The sequence below is a fragment of the Paenibacillus sp. 01L418 genome (genome assembly GCF_056400045.1).
The window spans coordinates 1-15,316 of the sequence record NZ_JBFTSN010000124.1 but is presented as its reverse complement, the minus strand read 5'-3'; the positions used below and the strand labels follow the sequence as shown (position 1 = coordinate 15,316).

Annotated in this window: 17 protein-coding genes; 3 read left to right on the top strand and 14 right to left on the bottom strand. The window is 44.1% G+C overall.

Annotated features, from left to right (window positions below):
* From AC1DSE_RS16420 to AC1DSE_RS16405, 4 genes are all read right to left on the bottom strand, one after another.
* The coding region (locus AC1DSE_RS16420; RefSeq protein WP_477527905.1) for a glycosyltransferase family 2 protein at positions 1-675 on the bottom strand (675 nt) is incomplete at its 3' end.
* Between the two features lie 32 nt (positions 676-707).
* A complete protein-coding gene (locus AC1DSE_RS16415) occupies positions 708-1,619 on the bottom strand; it encodes a CgeB family protein (protein ID WP_477510609.1) in 912 nt (303 codons plus the stop codon).
* A gap of 225 nt (positions 1,620-1,844) precedes the next feature.
* Positions 1,845-3,023: a glycosyltransferase family 4 protein gene (locus AC1DSE_RS16410; protein ID WP_477510608.1), complete on the bottom strand. Its 1,179-nt coding sequence runs from the start codon at positions 3,021-3,023 to the stop codon at positions 1,845-1,847.
* A gap of 187 nt (positions 3,024-3,210) precedes the next feature.
* Complete coding sequence (locus AC1DSE_RS16405; RefSeq protein ID WP_441886782.1) at positions 3,211-3,933, bottom strand: sugar phosphate nucleotidyltransferase; 723 nt, start codon at positions 3,931-3,933, stop codon at positions 3,211-3,213.
* A 231-nt stretch (positions 3,934-4,164) separates the two neighbouring features.
* Here AC1DSE_RS16405 and AC1DSE_RS16400 point away from each other — a divergent pair, with 231 nt between their 5' ends.
* Positions 4,165-4,983, top strand: a complete 819-nt coding sequence (locus tag AC1DSE_RS16400) for a UTP--glucose-1-phosphate uridylyltransferase (RefSeq protein ID WP_477510607.1) — start codon at positions 4,165-4,167, stop codon at positions 4,981-4,983.
* 31 nt (positions 4,984-5,014) lie between these two features.
* On the opposite strand, the gene AC1DSE_RS16395 is transcribed toward AC1DSE_RS16400, so the two are convergent.
* Together AC1DSE_RS16395 and AC1DSE_RS16390 are read right to left on the bottom strand one after the other, a co-directional pair.
* A complete protein-coding gene (locus AC1DSE_RS16395; protein WP_477510606.1) occupies positions 5,015-5,800 on the bottom strand; it encodes a glycosyltransferase family 2 protein in 786 nt (261 codons plus the stop codon).
* Complete coding sequence (locus AC1DSE_RS16390) at positions 5,797-7,110, bottom strand: nucleotide sugar dehydrogenase (RefSeq protein ID WP_477527904.1); 1,314 nt, start codon at positions 7,108-7,110, stop codon at positions 5,797-5,799. The genes AC1DSE_RS16395 and AC1DSE_RS16390 overlap by 4 nt, the downstream gene beginning before the upstream one ends.
* 218 nt (positions 7,111-7,328) lie before the next feature.
* On the opposite strand from AC1DSE_RS16390, the gene AC1DSE_RS16385 reads away from it, so the two are divergent.
* On the top strand, positions 7,329-8,408 hold the full coding sequence (locus AC1DSE_RS16385) for a glycosyltransferase (protein WP_477527903.1): 1,080 nt from the start codon (positions 7,329-7,331) through the stop codon (positions 8,406-8,408).
* A gap of 63 nt (positions 8,409-8,471) precedes the next feature.
* Here AC1DSE_RS16385 and AC1DSE_RS16380 read toward each other — a convergent pair whose 3' ends face one another.
* Positions 8,472-9,611, bottom strand: a complete 1,140-nt coding sequence (locus tag AC1DSE_RS16380; RefSeq protein ID WP_477510603.1) for a hypothetical protein — start codon at positions 9,609-9,611, stop codon at positions 8,472-8,474.
* 232 nt (positions 9,612-9,843) lie between these two features.
* Complete coding sequence (locus tag AC1DSE_RS16375; RefSeq protein WP_477510602.1) at positions 9,844-10,569, bottom strand: YhcN/YlaJ family sporulation lipoprotein; 726 nt, start codon at positions 10,567-10,569, stop codon at positions 9,844-9,846.
* Positions 10,570-10,730: 161 nt separating this feature from the next.
* Between AC1DSE_RS16375 and AC1DSE_RS16370 the strand changes: the two genes are divergently transcribed.
* Positions 10,731-11,738 carry a beta-ketoacyl-ACP synthase 3 gene (locus AC1DSE_RS16370; protein ID WP_477510601.1) on the top strand — a complete coding sequence of 336 codons (1,008 nt, stop codon included), beginning with the start codon at positions 10,731-10,733 and terminating at the stop codon, positions 11,736-11,738.
* An 81-nt stretch (positions 11,739-11,819) separates the two neighbouring features.
* Here the strand turns inward: AC1DSE_RS16370 and AC1DSE_RS16365 are convergent, their stop codons facing one another.
* The 6 genes from AC1DSE_RS16365 to AC1DSE_RS16340 form a co-directional block, all read right to left on the bottom strand.
* Positions 11,820-12,065, bottom strand: coding sequence for a hypothetical protein (locus tag AC1DSE_RS16365; RefSeq protein WP_441886803.1), 246 nt, complete (start codon positions 12,063-12,065; stop codon positions 11,820-11,822).
* Positions 12,052-12,366, bottom strand: a complete 315-nt coding sequence (locus AC1DSE_RS16360) for a hypothetical protein (RefSeq protein WP_477510600.1) — start codon at positions 12,364-12,366, stop codon at positions 12,052-12,054. Before AC1DSE_RS16360 ends, AC1DSE_RS16365 begins: the two co-directional genes overlap by 14 nt.
* The gene (locus tag AC1DSE_RS16355) at positions 12,366-12,710 is read right to left on the bottom strand and encodes an alpha-helical endospore appendage domain-containing protein (protein ID WP_477510599.1); all 345 of its coding nucleotides are present in this window, start codon (positions 12,708-12,710) and stop codon (positions 12,366-12,368) included. The genes AC1DSE_RS16360 and AC1DSE_RS16355 overlap by 1 nt, the downstream gene beginning before the upstream one ends.
* Before the next feature lie 27 nt (positions 12,711-12,737).
* A complete protein-coding gene (locus AC1DSE_RS16350; protein WP_477510598.1) occupies positions 12,738-13,028 on the bottom strand; it encodes a nucleoside-diphosphate sugar epimerase in 291 nt (96 codons plus the stop codon).
* Between the two features lie 64 nt (positions 13,029-13,092).
* Positions 13,093-14,481 carry a glycosyltransferase family 2 protein gene (locus tag AC1DSE_RS16345; RefSeq protein ID WP_477527902.1) on the bottom strand — a complete coding sequence of 463 codons (1,389 nt, stop codon included), beginning with the start codon at positions 14,479-14,481 and terminating at the stop codon, positions 13,093-13,095.
* A gap of 213 nt (positions 14,482-14,694) precedes the next feature.
* The coding region (locus AC1DSE_RS16340) for a WIAG-tail domain (protein ID WP_477527901.1) at positions 14,695-15,316 on the bottom strand (622 nt) is incomplete at its 5' end.

Sequence of the window (15,316 nt, the reverse complement as noted above, 5' to 3'; positions counted from 1 at the left end):
CCCAATGACATATCCCTCATCCATATACCCGACTCGCTGAAGCACCTCTCTGGATAAAAGCAAGCAAAAGCCCATTATGGCATTCGTTTTTCTCCATCGTACCGGGTTAATATGATTGTAATTTTGGGCAAACTGCTGCATTTCTTTCATGTTTTTGTAGCTGACATCAATCTTTTGATCATTCGACAAATAATTGGTTACCGGACCAACAAGACCAATCGATGGGTTGCTGTTCAAGCACGACAATAAATTCGACAGCCAGTTTTTCGTCACGATCGTATCATTGTTAAGAATGAGAATCGACGTACCTTTTGCCATCATCAGGCCTTGATTGACGCCACCGGAAAAACCTAAGTTCTCTTGAAAAATTTTATAGCGCAATCGCCCTGCCTGCGACTTTAAATAGGCAGCCGTTCCATCCGTTGAGCCATTATCAATAATGATGATTTCGTAAGACTGCGGCGTATATTTATGAATGCTCTCTATGCAATTTCGTAAATAGTTCAACTGGTTATAGGTTGGAATAATAATGCTTGTGCCTTCAAAAGGCTGCTGATAGCTTGCTGCTCCACTCGCCCTGCCATCCCGATAACCAGCTGCATAGCTCGCTTGAAAGTTGGTTCGCTTTATTTTACGGACTGCTTTTATACGCCTGCGCGAATATCGCTTGCGCATCTGGGTTCACCTCCCACGATCTTGTTTAGCTATCATGATGGAAAGACGATTTGAAGCAGCTGGCTGAGCCGCTTCTCGTAGGTATGCTGCTCCAGCGTTTTTATAAATCCTCTTAATGCGATTTGATTCCTCTTTTGCTCGTCATGCAGGTAATATGCAATTTTATCAGCCAGCTCTTTTGGTGAAGAGTACGTTTCAAGCTCCATTCCAGGTACATAAAAATCGCTTAAGTCCTGACGAACATCTGTAAGCTGAAAAGCTCCGGCAGCCGCAATTTCATACGTACGAGGGTTGATCGACAGGCCGGGAAGGTTGCGGCTATTTTTGTTATGCACCTTGTCGTCATGGGAACGATGAATATTGATGACAATCTTGGCGCCATTGTAATAGCTCGCTGCTTCTTCTGAGCTGATCCATGAAATGCGAATGCCCTTGCTTAGGCTTTTGTAACGCTTAAGCCTTTTCCAGAACAAACCGATAATTCTTGTATCGCGCTGTGCTAGTGCAGGAGCAATTCGATCTATTAATCTGACTCTGTTATGAAAGGCATTCCCAATAAAGCAAATATCGCTTTGATAATGAGCGGGTACATATTTGGGCTTATACACGGCTGGGTTAACTGCCAGCGGCAAATAATGAACCTGACAGCCGAGCTGCCGATAGATTGGAATAGCAGCCAACTCATGGGTAAATAGCCATTCATACTGCGGGGCAATGACCGTTGTAACATCGGTTACGTAGGGCTCATCGACGAGCCATATCGCTGTTTTAACGCCGATCGAACGAATGCCTTTGATTTGGTTGACTGGCACCTGAGTGCCATGCAGTACGAGCACTAAATCCGGTCTTCTCCTGCTTGCCAGATCAATAAGATTATCCGATGGAGATGCGATGATCAGCTCGCTGACCATACCTCTGAGAGCATCCGTAACCGCCTGATCCATATCTGGAAAAGGGCCTCTTAATCCCGCGCGAACATATAATACTCGCAGAGATCGAAGCACGCTTGCAGGCCGCGGTATTTTCTGAATTATAGCCTCACAGGTACCCACATGGTAACCATGCTTCCAGCCAGATTCGCGTCCTGCATCCCACTCGTTTGCTGCTGAAATGTTTATTTTCCGTTTCTGCTTCAGAAGTATCTCACCTCTTTCTGTAACGAGTACTCTTTATACATTTCTAATTAGTGCCTGCTCCAACAAATCTATGCTTCGATCCCATTCCCACTTCTTTACCGTCTCGCTCCCGCCAGCTCTTAGGTGTTCGCGCAGAGACTTGTCTGCTATCAAACTTTGTACTGCATTCGCTGCTGCTCTAATGTCATTTGGAATGACCAAACTATTATAATGATTGACCAGATATTCATCCGTCCCCGTTACATCAGCAACGACTGGAACTCCTCCGCAAGCCATCATCTCAAGTGGAGGATAGAGGAAACTTTCAACCCTGCTCATTTTGAGCAAAATATCACAGCTAGAGTAAATATGCTTCATCGTTTCATAGGATACACTCTCAAAGAAGCGGTCACAGCGCCAAGATGCAGCGGGACGCCCCGACGAGCTGACACACCAAACCTCACAGTTCAAATCCCGCACTGCCGCAAAAGCATCGCTCATTCCTTTGTAAGGAACGTTAATAGGGCCCTCCAGCAATACTCTAACCTTGCTGCTTTTTGGTGCAAGCGGCTCTGCCTCATACATAAGTGAGGTATCGAGTCCGTTAGGGATATAGATCGCTTGCTTATTAAACGTACGCTGCAGCCAGCGCTGCAGCCAGCCTGCCATCGTCAGAAACGTAAAATCATTCGTTTTGTACGTTTGATAGGCCAGCTTCGATTGCTCCGACGATGGCGAATAAAATCTGGATTCATCCGATTGAATGAAATAAAAGCGTTTCTTTGCTTCTATTCTTCTTGCAGCGCCGAGTGTAGCCCAAAAGGTCGCAATCACAATATCACGATCCGCAGGAGCGCGGGATTCTGTGACGATGGGCACCTCAACAGGATGCCAGCTAACCTGCGTATTTCCATCCATGGAAACTAATACGACATCATAACCGCGCTGCTTCAAGCGGTTGGCATGCTGAAGAATAACCGCTACGCCACCGGAAATGGAGCATCCTGGGATGACGTATGCAATTTTCGGCTTACAGACGCCGCCTACTACAGCAATCCAGCGGCCGTCACGATAGCCGTCTTTCCATCCAGCTTTGTAGCCTTCTGACTGGCTTCTTATCGATCCTGCCCGCCAATCTTTCCTTCCATTTTTGACCAAGTGGCTTTTTCTACCAATTCTCCTTTTTGGCTTCAGCATCATCTTAGGTCGGACCTTAAGATTTTTGAATTTCATAATCTTTTTTCCTTCCCTTATATCTGTAATGGCGGTATACTTGGTGACTCTATGCATTCAACCCTATCTCATAATATGTTTGAACCTTTTTACCGCCACGGCGTCTGTTACCATGAAGTTTCTTCTCTCCTAATCGTTGTAAAAAAATAGACTGGGACACAGGTAATGTCGCAGTCTAGCTAGCCTACTATTGTGTTTTCTCATCCGCTAGACGCAATCCCGCTTCCTGCAGCGAAGTGAACGTACCCGCGTCATGCCACCACCCTTTCAAAATGCTGTGCTTGAGTGCCCCCCTCGCCGCATAAAAGTTGTTTACATCGGTAATTTCAAGCTCCCCTCTCCCCGAAGGACGCAATGTCTTTATTACATTAAAAACATCAGCGTTGTACATATAAATACCCGTTACACAATAATTAGAGCCGGGATTCGAAGGCTTCTCCTCAATGGATACAATTCGCCCGCCTTCCATTCTCGGAACGCCAAATCTTTCTGGATCAGCTACTCTCTTAAGTAATACCTTTGCCTCTTCCGATGATGCTTCAAAAGAAACCATATATTCAGATAATGAATCCTCGAACAAATTGTCTCCTAGCAGAACGACAAATTTTTCATCCGCAGATACGAACCCAGCTGCCAAAGCTAATGCCTCAGCAACACCGCCAAACTGATCTTGCACTCTAAAAACGAGATTGACGCCCCATTCGTGGCCGCTCCCCAAAAAATCAACATACAAGCCTGCTGATTGTTTTCCTATAACGAGCAAAATATCTTTAATCCCTGCATCCGCCAGCTTTTTAATCGCATAATATATCATAGGATGCTTTCCGACTGGCAATAGATGCTTGTTCATAAATTTCGTTAGCGGATAAAGTCTCGTGCCTGACCCGCCAGCCAGTATAACGCCTTTCATCCAGCAGTCCACCTCCCCTCGCTCTACTGAAACTCCCTTATAAGTATATGAATTTAAAAGATTTAAGAGTGGATGGATAACCACATGCGCTAAGATTTGGACGTTGTTGATCAAAAATCATAACGATAAAGGGGMTTGTACGGCTGCCTTTTTTAAGAAAGACAAGCTTCAAATCTATATTTTATTAATAAACTAGATTTAGAGAGACATTCAAAACTAGAGGTGATGCAATTGATTCGAAAAGCGATCATTCCTGCCGCAGGCTATGGAATTCGCAATTTACCCATAACCAAGGCTATACCCAAAGAATTGTTTCCCATTGGAAACCGACCAGCAATCGACTATGTAGTTAAAGAAGCAGTCGATGCAGGAATTACCGACATTTTAATTATACTATCTCGCAATAAGACAGAAATTATGAACTATTTTGACCGTTCGATGGAGCTGGAGGCTCATTTGCGTACGATTCACAAAGAAAGCATGCTGCCTATCATTGCTCCCGCCAAAGTCAATATTCAATATATTCGTCAATATGAAGCACTCGGTCTTGGTCATGCCGTTTCGCTTGGACAATCATTTGCTGCAAACGAGCCCTTTGCTGTTCTGCTGCCGGATCAAATAAACCTGTATCAAAACTCTTTGCTCTTACCCTTAATTCGAAACTACGAGAAGCACAGAACCAATGTCATTGGACTGCAATCGGTTGACCCCAAGCTGTTGTCCCAATACGGCGTGGCGTCTGCTGTTCAAGTTCAGCGCCGAATTTACGAGGTCGCTTCCATAGTAGAGAAGCCGGCATATGATCCTCCGTCCCAGCTCGCGGTCATGGGCAGATATATTCTTGAACCTGGCATTTTGGAATTATTAAAAACAACGAAACCCGGAATAGGCGGAGAGATTCAATTAACCGATGCTTTAAATCAGATGGGCATGACACGCAAAGCGATCGGATATGTATACAAGGAACGCTGGTACGATACGAGCATCGAGCATGACTACTTGAAAATTCAACAGCGTGCATACCAGCTCCATAAAAAGCGGAAGCAATAAAGCAAAAAATAAGGATAGGCTGCTGCCATCCTTATTTTTGTTTGCTGCTCTGATTGACTATGCTTCGGTATTGCTTCGTCTGCGCAATTTTTTTGGCACGAAGCAATCGAATCGTTTTTTTCGTAACCTTCCATGTATGCATTTTTTGATTGGCTCTTCTAATTGCTACAAAATGGCTGGGACTTGTGAAAGCCAGCTTATAGCCTTTTTTGATGCTGTCCTTCTGAAACCTCATATCCGTTCCCTTGCGAAGATGTTTGAAAGAAACGTCCGGATACAGCTTTTTTTTGAACAGCATCGTCGCTCCTGCTACTCTATTTTTACTAGGCATCGTTGCAAGCATCAGCCTTGAAGAATGCTTAAAGTACATATAAAACTTATTTTTCCCTATCAGATCCGCTTCCGTCTTTTCAAGTCGCAGCATTGCCTCAGTCAAATAATTCGGAGCGTAATAATCATCATCGTCGAATTTGGCTATAATCTCATATTGGGCTTTGCTAATGCCGTAATTTAAGCATTTCCCAAGCGACCATTTGGCCGGCAGCTTGTATATCGATACATTTCCAAAGCTGCTGGCCTGTTTTTTGTAAAGTTCAATGTTCATGCCATCGTTATTTAGCAGCACGATCATCTCCTTCACCCTCCATTGCTGACGCTTGAAGTTAGTGAATAGATTTTGCATAAAGAGGGGCTTATTCGTTGCTGTAACTATGGTTACACCTGAGGTCATCCTCCCCTGACCGGAAAAATGCTCCTTATCCATGCCGGCTGCATCGTGCCTCCTTACTCGGTCATAAACAGCTAGTGATATTCTCATGATCCGCCGCCTCCGAGCGTGACGATTCTTGATTTGCCCGTAATCCATTTGACTACATTTCGGGTGTCATATACAAACGGAGCATGCTCCAAAACAAGTTCCAGCGGCAAAGAAGTATGATCGGTAGCAATGATAACGCAATCTGTATTTGAAAGTGTTTCTGCGCTTAGCTCCAAGCTGACAAGCTTATGCTCGCCTACTTGCAGCGATGGTACGTATGGATCATGGTAAACTACATCCGCACCTTTTAGATGCAGACTTTGAATCAAACCAATAGCCGCTGATTCCCTGTAATCAGATATATCTGGCTTATAGGCTACTCCATATATCATAATTCTCGTTTCCGAGAGCGGTTTAGGCGCCAAATAATGTTCAAGCTGCTGTGTAATATATAGTGGCATTCCATCATTAATTGTATTTGAAATGTGAATAAAATCAGAAGTAATGCCATGCTGCTTCAGCTTCCATGCTAAATAAGAGGGGTCCACTGGAATACAGTGACCGCCAATTCCAGGCCCGGGATAAAACGTGTTGTATCCAAATGGCTTCGTACTGGCTGCCTCGATAATTTCCCAAACATTCAGATGGATTGCATCGCATATTAAGGCCATTTCATTAATGAAAGAAATGTTAATTAGTCGATAAGCATTTTCCAATATTTTTGTCATCTCCGCTGTATCCGTGGAGGAAACGGGATGCACACGAATAAAAATTTGATTGTATAATTCCTTCACTCGCTCCAAGCAGCCGGGCGTTACGCCGCTAATTACCTTTGGAATACTTTCTACATCAAAATGTTTATTTCCAGGATCTACCCGTTCAGGCGAGTAGGCAATATGATAGTCTATCCCTGCGTTAAGCCCGGTTTGATTCAAAACAGGCAGGAGCACTTCTCTTGTAGTGCCCGGGTAAGTTGAGCTTTCTAATATGACTAGCTGCTGCCGCTTAAGTCTACTGCTAATTTGTTTGGCCGCTTGCGTCAAATAGCTCAAATCAGGCGTTCCATGCGCAGTTAAAGGCGTTGGCACACAAATAACGATTGCTTCAGCTGCATCCATTAGATGAAACTCATTTGAAATGGTAAAGCGGTCAGAAAAATTCGCTTCTTGTATATCCTGATCCTTAATTTCGTTTATATAGCTTTTTCCTAATTGAATCGACTCTACTTTTCTTCTATCCAAATCAATTCCAACAACGTTAAACCCCTTACGAACAAAAAGCAGAGCAAGTGGCAGACCCACATAACCAAGCCCCACAATAGCTACCGTTCTCTGCTTTTCAATCGCGTTATGATTATGCAAATCGCTCATATTCTAATCTCTCGCCTTCTCTCTAGTAATTTTTAATCAGCTTAGATAGTATATGAAACAACTTATTAATAGTTTGGACAGTTTGGATACAAAATGCAGCCACCGTGATCACAGCCCAATTTTCCACTTCCCTTGCATTCGCCTTATACCTTCCTTTCAAATGCCGCATATGCTATCGATAATCTGCAGCAAGCAAATGCTTCGAGAGGGGTAACGATATGGCTGGAAAATACCGCAAGCGCAGCAGGCATTTTGACGTCATTATGATGTCTGACTTTAGATTGCCGGGTGGAACAACCTCATCCAACGTAGAAGAAATGAAAGCTCAAAAAAGAGCAGGTTTAACAACAGGGCTGATTCACATGTCCGGCCAGCCAAGAAGCAAAACCAGTACAATTAACCCCAAAATCAAGCGTATGGTCGATGGGCGGAGCATTCGAATGCTGAATACAACCGCCAGAGCTACCTGTGAAACTCTAATTATTAGACATCCGCGAATTCTTCATGTGAGAAGAAGATATAAACCGAACGTATCGGCAAAGAGAATACACGTCATCGTCAATCAAACCCCAAGAAAGGATTATGGCAGATACGGCCGGTTAGTTTATAACATTAGTCGCTGCGAACAGYGGGTCAAACAATTTTTCGGAAAATCCAGCACATGGCATCCAATCGGCCCTCAAGTGAGAAATACGCTTTTTAAGCACCATGCAGGTGATTTGAAGAACATTAAATTGGCTTCTGCAGATTGGGTCAACATCATTAATACGAGGGAATGGAGACGGAAAAACCGTCCTTCTCACAGAGGCGTGATCAAAATAGGCAGACACTCCAGAGATGCTTATGTGAAATGGCCTTCCAATCGAACGGATCTTCTAAAAATTTATCCCGCTTCATCAAAATATGAAATACACATTCTTGGCGGTGCTAGAACACCGCGTCGGATATTAGGAAAGCTGCCTCAAAATTGGCATGTGCTTGGATTTGGAAAACGCTCGCCAAAGTCTTTTTTGGCAGGACTCGACGTCTTTGTTTACTATACACATCCCAATTGTGTCGAAGCGTTTGGCCGCGTTATTTTTGAGGCGATGGCTGCTGGCGTGCCGGTTATTCTTCCCCCAAGCTACAAGGAGCTTTTTGGTGAAGCCGCCATTTATGCTGAACCTTCCAATGTAACGAATGAAATCGATCGGTTGATGTCAAGCTCCGAACTTTACGATAGGCAAGTGAGAAGAGCGATTCAATATGTTGAAGCAAACTTTGGTTACACGAAGCATCGTGCAAGATTAAATAAATAAGAATGCAAAAAAAATGCACCTAGGCTAACGGGTGCATTTTTTTCATTTCAATTGAGGCATATCTCAATACGAACGACGACGTTTTTTGCGGATAGGCTTCCTTAGCTTGCGCCGAGCTCTTCTCTTCTTCACCATCATGTTTCGATGCTTTATCCGATCTGGTTCGTCTGCGTAATACGGAATCGGTTGATCCATCACATCCGTACTGAACGCTTCTGAATGAAAGTACCCATTTGATAGCAAAAATGGATTTTCAACTTCAGAATTGTCATAGTAATGCATGCGAAACTTTGCTCTCGTTTGATCTGCAATCACTTCTCCGCTAGTGAAGTGACTATAGCTCCAGGTTGAGCTCGCCGCTGTATTTCGTTCTACTTCTATCCATTCATTTCTATATTCTTCGATTAGTTCTCCGTATAGCTGCCCCTTCTCATGCTCGATCCATGAGATCGCCAGCTCAAAATTATTGGATATTCGAATGGAGCGCAGTGGTTTATTACCAATGGAATACGTATGAGAGGCAGTTTTTGATATATCCCATCTCTCCATAAGGTTGCTGTGAGAGACCTGATAGCCCGCATCACGCAAGGAAAAGACACCATAAAAGAGTGTGTGCGATTGATCCAGCCATCCTTGATCGATAAAATTATGGGTCGTTTGATCATAATAACAATTATTTTCACTAAGCTTGAGCCAGCATTTCAGGAAGCTTTCCGTAACAGCATGACGTTTAAAGCTCATAAAGCTTGAATCATAGATCCCGTTTTTCCTAACATCCGTCAACCAATCCAAATCCAGAAACTCAGGATCAATGACTTTTCCTATCAAAGTAATGGGATGCTGATTGAAACCTTCTGCAAGCTCTTCAAATGGAGAAATGACCCATGTATCCGCATCCAAGTAATGGATAGCTATCTCATTCGTATACTTTTTGTATATATAGTTCACCAATAAAGCCTTGCAAGCCCGCTGTGCTTCTTGAAGAGTGTACTGGAAAAAAAACTTTTTCATATTGGAATATACATCCGTATCTTTCATGAGCACGACCTCATCAAAATAAGGACAGCCAAAAGCGGCATTAGGCATAGTTTCCTCCATCACACCAATGATAACCTTGCCATTAGGCATATGTTTCTTAATGGATTTGGCCATCATTATCGCTTTAGCTGTATGCTCTGCATGTATAACCGTACCAAAAATCATAATGCCTCTCCCAATCTAGCTATAACTAGTCTATTATCATTCATGGCAGTACGACCATCTCCTCTCCTTTCATATCCTATGATTGCCTTGTTTCATAGGAAACCCTAGTATCCGTCTAAATATAGGGTGAAGATCATCTGATAGTTTTACCCATTGCCATTCCAAAATAAAAACGGCTCAGAGATTGAAACCCTCCAGCCGTTTCTGTATTTTCATTACGATTACCTGCCCTTTAGTCGTAAATCATGCGCCTATCTTTGATGCTTTTGCTCTTCATCTTATTTTCTATAGTCTGCGCTGGAAAAATTCGTTCGACCATCGCATTAAATTCTGCAATATAGCCTTGTATAGGATGCCCAAGCTTCACATCATTCATATACGCATTCATCCGCCCAACAAAATCAGGATTAGCTGACACATATACATGTTCAATGCTCGGATTTAATTGCTTCACTTTACTCGCAATTTGTTCCTTTACTTGCGCCGTAAGCATATGGTTTCCTGTAGACAGGGTGCTCATGCGCCGGCTAATCTCCACGCCCTCTTTCCCCATATACCCACTATTTGTTCGACTTAGCATTTTGGATTCAACCTTAGGCTGAATCTCATCTAATGAAACAGCGACGTATGCGTTATGGTCGGTTATCATCACATATGAAGATTTGACTACACCTAAATCTGTGATCTCCTTAGCCATTTTTTCATTCATTTGCATTCTATAATTTTTATGCGAGCCGATGACGTTATTGCTGTTTAGCCTGCGTCCATTTACTCGATTTTTCTCATTCATTTGGTCATCAGCGAATCGTTTATTTTTTAATAAATTACCATTTGCATCATAACGGATACTATTCGAGCGGATGTCTTTATTTCCAAGCTCACCGTGATTTTCCATGCAGCCTGCCAGCATTGTGCTTAGCAGCACACCTGCAGACAAAGCAACGATTTGTTTGCGCATTTAGCCATCCTCCAACTTGTTTTGTTTAGGCACCGGACCCTTCCTTAGCGTTCGCCTTTTCTGGACTCGCTATTCATTGCATTGACAAAGCAAAAGGGATGAAGTAAATTAGTATCAGATACTAGTACTTGGTACTAATTTTGAGAGGAAGTGTGCATTGTATGGACAAAATAAAACCATCTGCCATTCAATCGAATGCCGTCATTACCGCGATAGGCACTTACGTTCCTGAACGGATTCTAACAAACACAGATATGGAGAAGCTTGTGGAGACGAGCGATGAATGGATCATGCAGCGAACCGGCATCAAGGAGCGTCATATCGCCTCCGACAGTCAGTTCACCAGCGATCTATGCTTTGAAGCTGTTCATAATATGATTGAACGCTACGGCGTAAGTGTGACTGATGTTGACTACATTATCGTGGCTACTTCTACGCCAGATGCTGTCTTCCCAAGCGTAGCTTCTCAGGTGCAGTCGCACTTCAACATCAGCCATGCAGGTGCAGCCGATATTCAAGCAGCCTGTGCTGGTTTTGCCGCTGCCATCCAATTAGCGAATGGCTTGTTGTTATCTGGAGCGCATCGCAAAATTTTAGTGCTTGGCGCAGAAACGTTATCCAAAATTACGGACTATACAGACCGTACGACCTGTATTTTGTTTGGCGACGGGGCTGGCGCAATTCTTATGGAAGCTTCGCATGACAGACATGGCGATATCGAAGCAGTATATACCAAAACAGATGGTGCACGTGGTCATCTGCTTTATCGCAGCAGTTTAGCATCCGCAATTGGTGAGCATGATATACAAACGAACGGTTTAATCGTGCAAAATGGCCGGGAAGTATATCGCTGGGCGGTTAGTCATGTAGCTGAAGGTGTTCAGCAGCTATTGGAGAAGAGCGGATATACACCGGCAGAAATCAATTGGTTTATTCCTCATAGCGCTAATATGCGAATTATAGAATCGCTTTGCGAACGAACAGGCTTCTCACTTGAACAAACCTTATCGAGTATAAAACAATATGGCAACACATCCGCTGCATCCATTCCGCTTGCCCTAGACGAGGCTGTGAAATCCGGCTTCGTTAAGCCTGGACATCTTTTGCTCCTATACGGCTTTGGAGGCGGATTAACTCAAGCTGGTGTCGTTCTTCGCTGGTCCTTCTAGAACATGCTAAACAGCCCAATACTCCATCGATTACATTCCGCTTGGAACCGATGGTGTAGAGGGCTGTTTTTCTACAGCCATTTAGGGTTGACTCTCGTATGCTGCTTGATGTCCATCTTCAAAACCCGTTGCAAAACCTGTGTTATAGCCATCATTAAAGGTTTGCCCAAGTCCTGCTCGTTCGGTTTCCTTATGGGCAAATCGTTTCCTCGGTACTTGTTTTCTACGTTGTAGTGTTTTTTTGCTTGTCGTATTTCTTCTTGCTGTCCGTTTGCGAGGGCTTCGTGCACTTTCACTTTTCCGTGTTTTGCTCTTATTGTTCAACAATCCCCTCTCCCCCTGACCAATGAACGCCATAAATAGGCAGCTCAGGCTGAAGCCATGGCTTCGTTGGATTACCCTTCCGTTTTACCCGTCTATGCCAAGCAAGGCTTGTTACCGATTCAGCAATCGTTTCCTGTAGTTCGGTAAGCGATCTTACATTGTCCCGGAGGAGCTTAACTGTTCCTTGTGAAGCATCAGACACATCAGCGATACTTTCTAATATACGGGCAAGCGCGCCTTGGCTTCTAGCAAGCGAGGCTAAAAAAGCCGCTCTTGCCTCACGTTCAGATCCCAAGGTCTCCATCAGTTTTTGTCACCAAAGGTGAAGCCCTTGCCCAGTGAAGACAATGAATCACCATAGCTCTCTGACATTTCTTCCTCTTGCTGCAGCACAGCCTTCATAATAGACACGATCCCTTGATCAAGCTTCGCGATTCCATCGATCATCTCAATCACCTGATCATGCATTTGAATAGACTGGCCTAGCTGCGTTTGGTGCGAATTAAAGGTGTGGGTATGCACATGATTACATATCCAGCCTCGCATCTTCTCTGCCTCAGCCGCTTTGGCTTCCAGCATAATTGCTATATTCCATTGCATATTAGCTGTTGAGCTAAGCATTCGCATATAGGCTTGATCACGATCCATTGCAAGCTAGACCTCCTTATTTGCTCTCTATTCTTCCCCGTCTGCTTCCTTCAGCTCACGGATGACATAGGTAAGCTGAGAAGCAATCGTTTCTTGAAAATCTGCGATACTATTCAAATATGCAACGATATTCTGACCCACTGCTTGCGTATTTTCCAGAATGCCAGATAAACCTCCTAAATTCGGATGCTCGTCTGGAAGCGCCTGCACGATCTCGGATAAGCGAACCGTTACATGCCGTTCTGCTTCTAGCATTCGTGCCATTTGTACATTGCCGTGAGACATATGCTGCATAATTTCCGTAATTGTAGCTTGCATCGTACTTTCCCTCCTTGCTCCTACATCATATGCGTGCTCCGCAGCAGTGGATACTTCCCTTTTGTTACAATGCTTGACGAAGCGTAATCGGTGCGATCAAGGGCAAGCCATCGGGAATCATACGAAGCTCTGCTTCGGAAAGCTTCTCTTTATGTCCAGGCTGCAAGCCCCAGCCATCGGCAGCAAGGCGACTCATAATAATACGTTTCTTGCCATTCTCAAGATAGAAGCTGCTTCCGTTCTCACTTGCATAAATGCTGCCATTTTGGAGTTCGTTGTTATCACCGTAACATAGCGAGCCTTTACGTGAAATGACTACATCCACCTCGATAGGCTCACCGATCGGCCAACGACACAAGTCAAGCTGAGATACACGTTTAACTGGCTGCTCCCATAAGCCATGAATTGGCCGTCTAACGCTGTCCTCTATCCAATAGATTGTTTCTCCAAAACCTTTTACGACCATTTGCTGCGGATAAAACACCGACTCCCCAAGCTTCGGTCTAATGCCCGCTTCCCATTCAGGAAGCTTGGCTTGACGTTCAAAGTCAGTTCCCTCTCGGTCCAAAAACTTCTCATCCAAGTCGCTCCATTTGTTCATAAAATAATGCTTGGAATTAAGGGCCTCGGACTCTTTCGCGTTATACTCCGCCAGCTCCTTATCATGTCGTTCGGCATGAATGTAGGCGTCGCGCGCGTAAACCAATGAATATCCTTGCAATCTCACTCGCAAGCCATAATCTTCTGCTTCAAACGGCGACTCTTGGCAGCCTTCATCGAGAAAACCCACTTTCTCCAGCAGCTCGCGCCGAAAGAGCAGGCATCTGCTTGCTAACCGCTCTGTTTGATGCCATTTCGATGAATCACTAGCATTATTTAATCTCGCAAGTTCATGCATATCTTCCATATCAACATAATGAAACTCCATCTTTTGTTTGCCAGTCAGACCGATAGAGACAGGGCCTACCATTCCGATGCCAGCATGGCTATTCAAGCATATTAATAGATTGTCGAGCCAATTTTCAGTCGGTCGCATCCCATTGTTTAGCAGCAAAATAGTCGTCCCTTTAGCCATCATTAAACCTTTATTTGCAGCGCCTGTGAAGCCTGCCGATTTTGCTAAAATACGATACCGCACTTGGCCATCTAGTTGTCTTAAATAATGCTCGATACCATCAGAAGATCCATTATCTATAACGATGATTTCATAAGGCAAATCGGTATGATCCATAATGCCTTCGATACATGCTTTTACCGATTCAACCTCATTATGACTGGGAATAATTATGCTAGTTCCTTCGAAACAAGAATCATAGCTTTCAATGCCGGCTTTCAATCCTTCCTCATAGCCTTCATTCATACCCAGCCTATATCTCTCTACTCTTTTTTTCGCTGTATTGCGCAAACTAACATTGTTTTTGAGACGTCGGACCGGTCTTTTTTTGCGTCTCATCGATAACCTCTCCAATCCGTCATTTGATCTTTTTTACTTCAACATCATATAGTATGTTTTGAAGAGATATCTGCAACGGCAAGTGTACTGCTTATCAAGGAATGAGTATAAAATGCTGCGACAACAAAATGCTAGAGTTGTCTTATAATTTTGTATAAAAAGAGACTGCCTTTGGTGTTTTACACCTACAGGCAATCTCCTTTTCAATTCGTCTTATCCTTTACCGATAGCAATCCAGTTGAGATGGCCAACTGGCTCTTGACTGATGCGTGTACGAATGATGAGAATAACTGCATGATCCGCAGCTTTCGAATGAGCTACAGCATAGCAAGCCGGGTTGTCAGTCGTTACGGTTAGCACGTAATAATTATCCACGAACGGCTCATCAAATGGAATGATAAGCTCTACTTGTTCTGCTTGCACAGTAAAGCTGTAAGGCGCAAGCCCAAATTGCTGCTTTACAATGCCTTGGCTTGCGTTAGTAATTACAGGTGCAAATTGCAGTGCTGAAAGACCAATGGATTGCTCTTGAATATGCCTTCCAGTAATTGAGCCATCTGCAATCTGCTCTACTTGATTTGCAGCTGAACCCTCTACATTGCTCAGCAGTAATCCAGGTGCCAACAAATCTGCGGTAATGCTTCCAGGAACAATTTGTTCCGTTCCTACGCTGCCAAGAGCGAGCTTCGCTGAAGTTACGCTTCCGTCCGTCAGCTGTTCCGCACCTACGCTGCCATACGCTAGCTTCGTTGTCGTCACGCTTCCGTCCGTCAGCTGTTCCGTTCCTACGCTGCCATACGCCAGCTTCGTCGTTGTCACGCTTCCGTCCGTCAGC

Coding starts and splice junctions, on each gene's coding strand:
- AC1DSE_RS16415 (WP_477510609.1), bottom strand. CDS start 1,619: ATGGATCAGGCGGTTACGGATGCTCTCAGAGGTATGGTCAGCGAGCTG.
- AC1DSE_RS16410 (WP_477510608.1), bottom strand. CDS start 3,023: ATGAAATTCAAAAATCTTAAGGTCCGACCTAAGATGATGCTGAAGCCA.
- AC1DSE_RS16405 (WP_441886782.1), bottom strand. CDS start 3,933: ATGAAAGGCGTTATACTGGCTGGCGGGTCAGGCACGAGACTTTATCCG.
- AC1DSE_RS16395 (WP_477510606.1), bottom strand. CDS start 5,800: ATGAGAATATCACTAGCTGTTTATGACCGAGTAAGGAGGCACGATGCA.
- AC1DSE_RS16390 (WP_477527904.1), bottom strand. CDS start 7,110: ATGAGCGATTTGCATAATCATAACGCGATTGAAAAGCAGAGAACGGTA.
- AC1DSE_RS16380 (WP_477510603.1), bottom strand. CDS start 9,611: ATGATTTTTGGTACGGTTATACATGCAGAGCATACAGCTAAAGCGATA.
- AC1DSE_RS16375 (WP_477510602.1), bottom strand. CDS start 10,569: ATGCGCAAACAAATCGTTGCTTTGTCTGCAGGTGTGCTGCTAAGCACA.
- AC1DSE_RS16370 (WP_477510601.1), top strand. CDS start 10,731: ATGGACAAAATAAAACCATCTGCCATTCAATCGAATGCCGTCATTACC.
- AC1DSE_RS16360 (WP_477510600.1), bottom strand. CDS start 12,366: ATGGAGACCTTGGGATCTGAACGTGAGGCAAGAGCGGCTTTTTTAGCC.
- AC1DSE_RS16355 (WP_477510599.1), bottom strand. CDS start 12,710: ATGGATCGTGATCAAGCCTATATGCGAATGCTTAGCTCAACAGCTAAT.
- AC1DSE_RS16350 (WP_477510598.1), bottom strand. CDS start 13,028: ATGCAAGCTACAATTACGGAAATTATGCAGCATATGTCTCACGGCAAT.
- AC1DSE_RS16345 (WP_477527902.1), bottom strand. CDS start 14,481: ATGAGACGCAAAAAAAGACCGGTCCGACGTCTCAAAAACAATGTTAGT.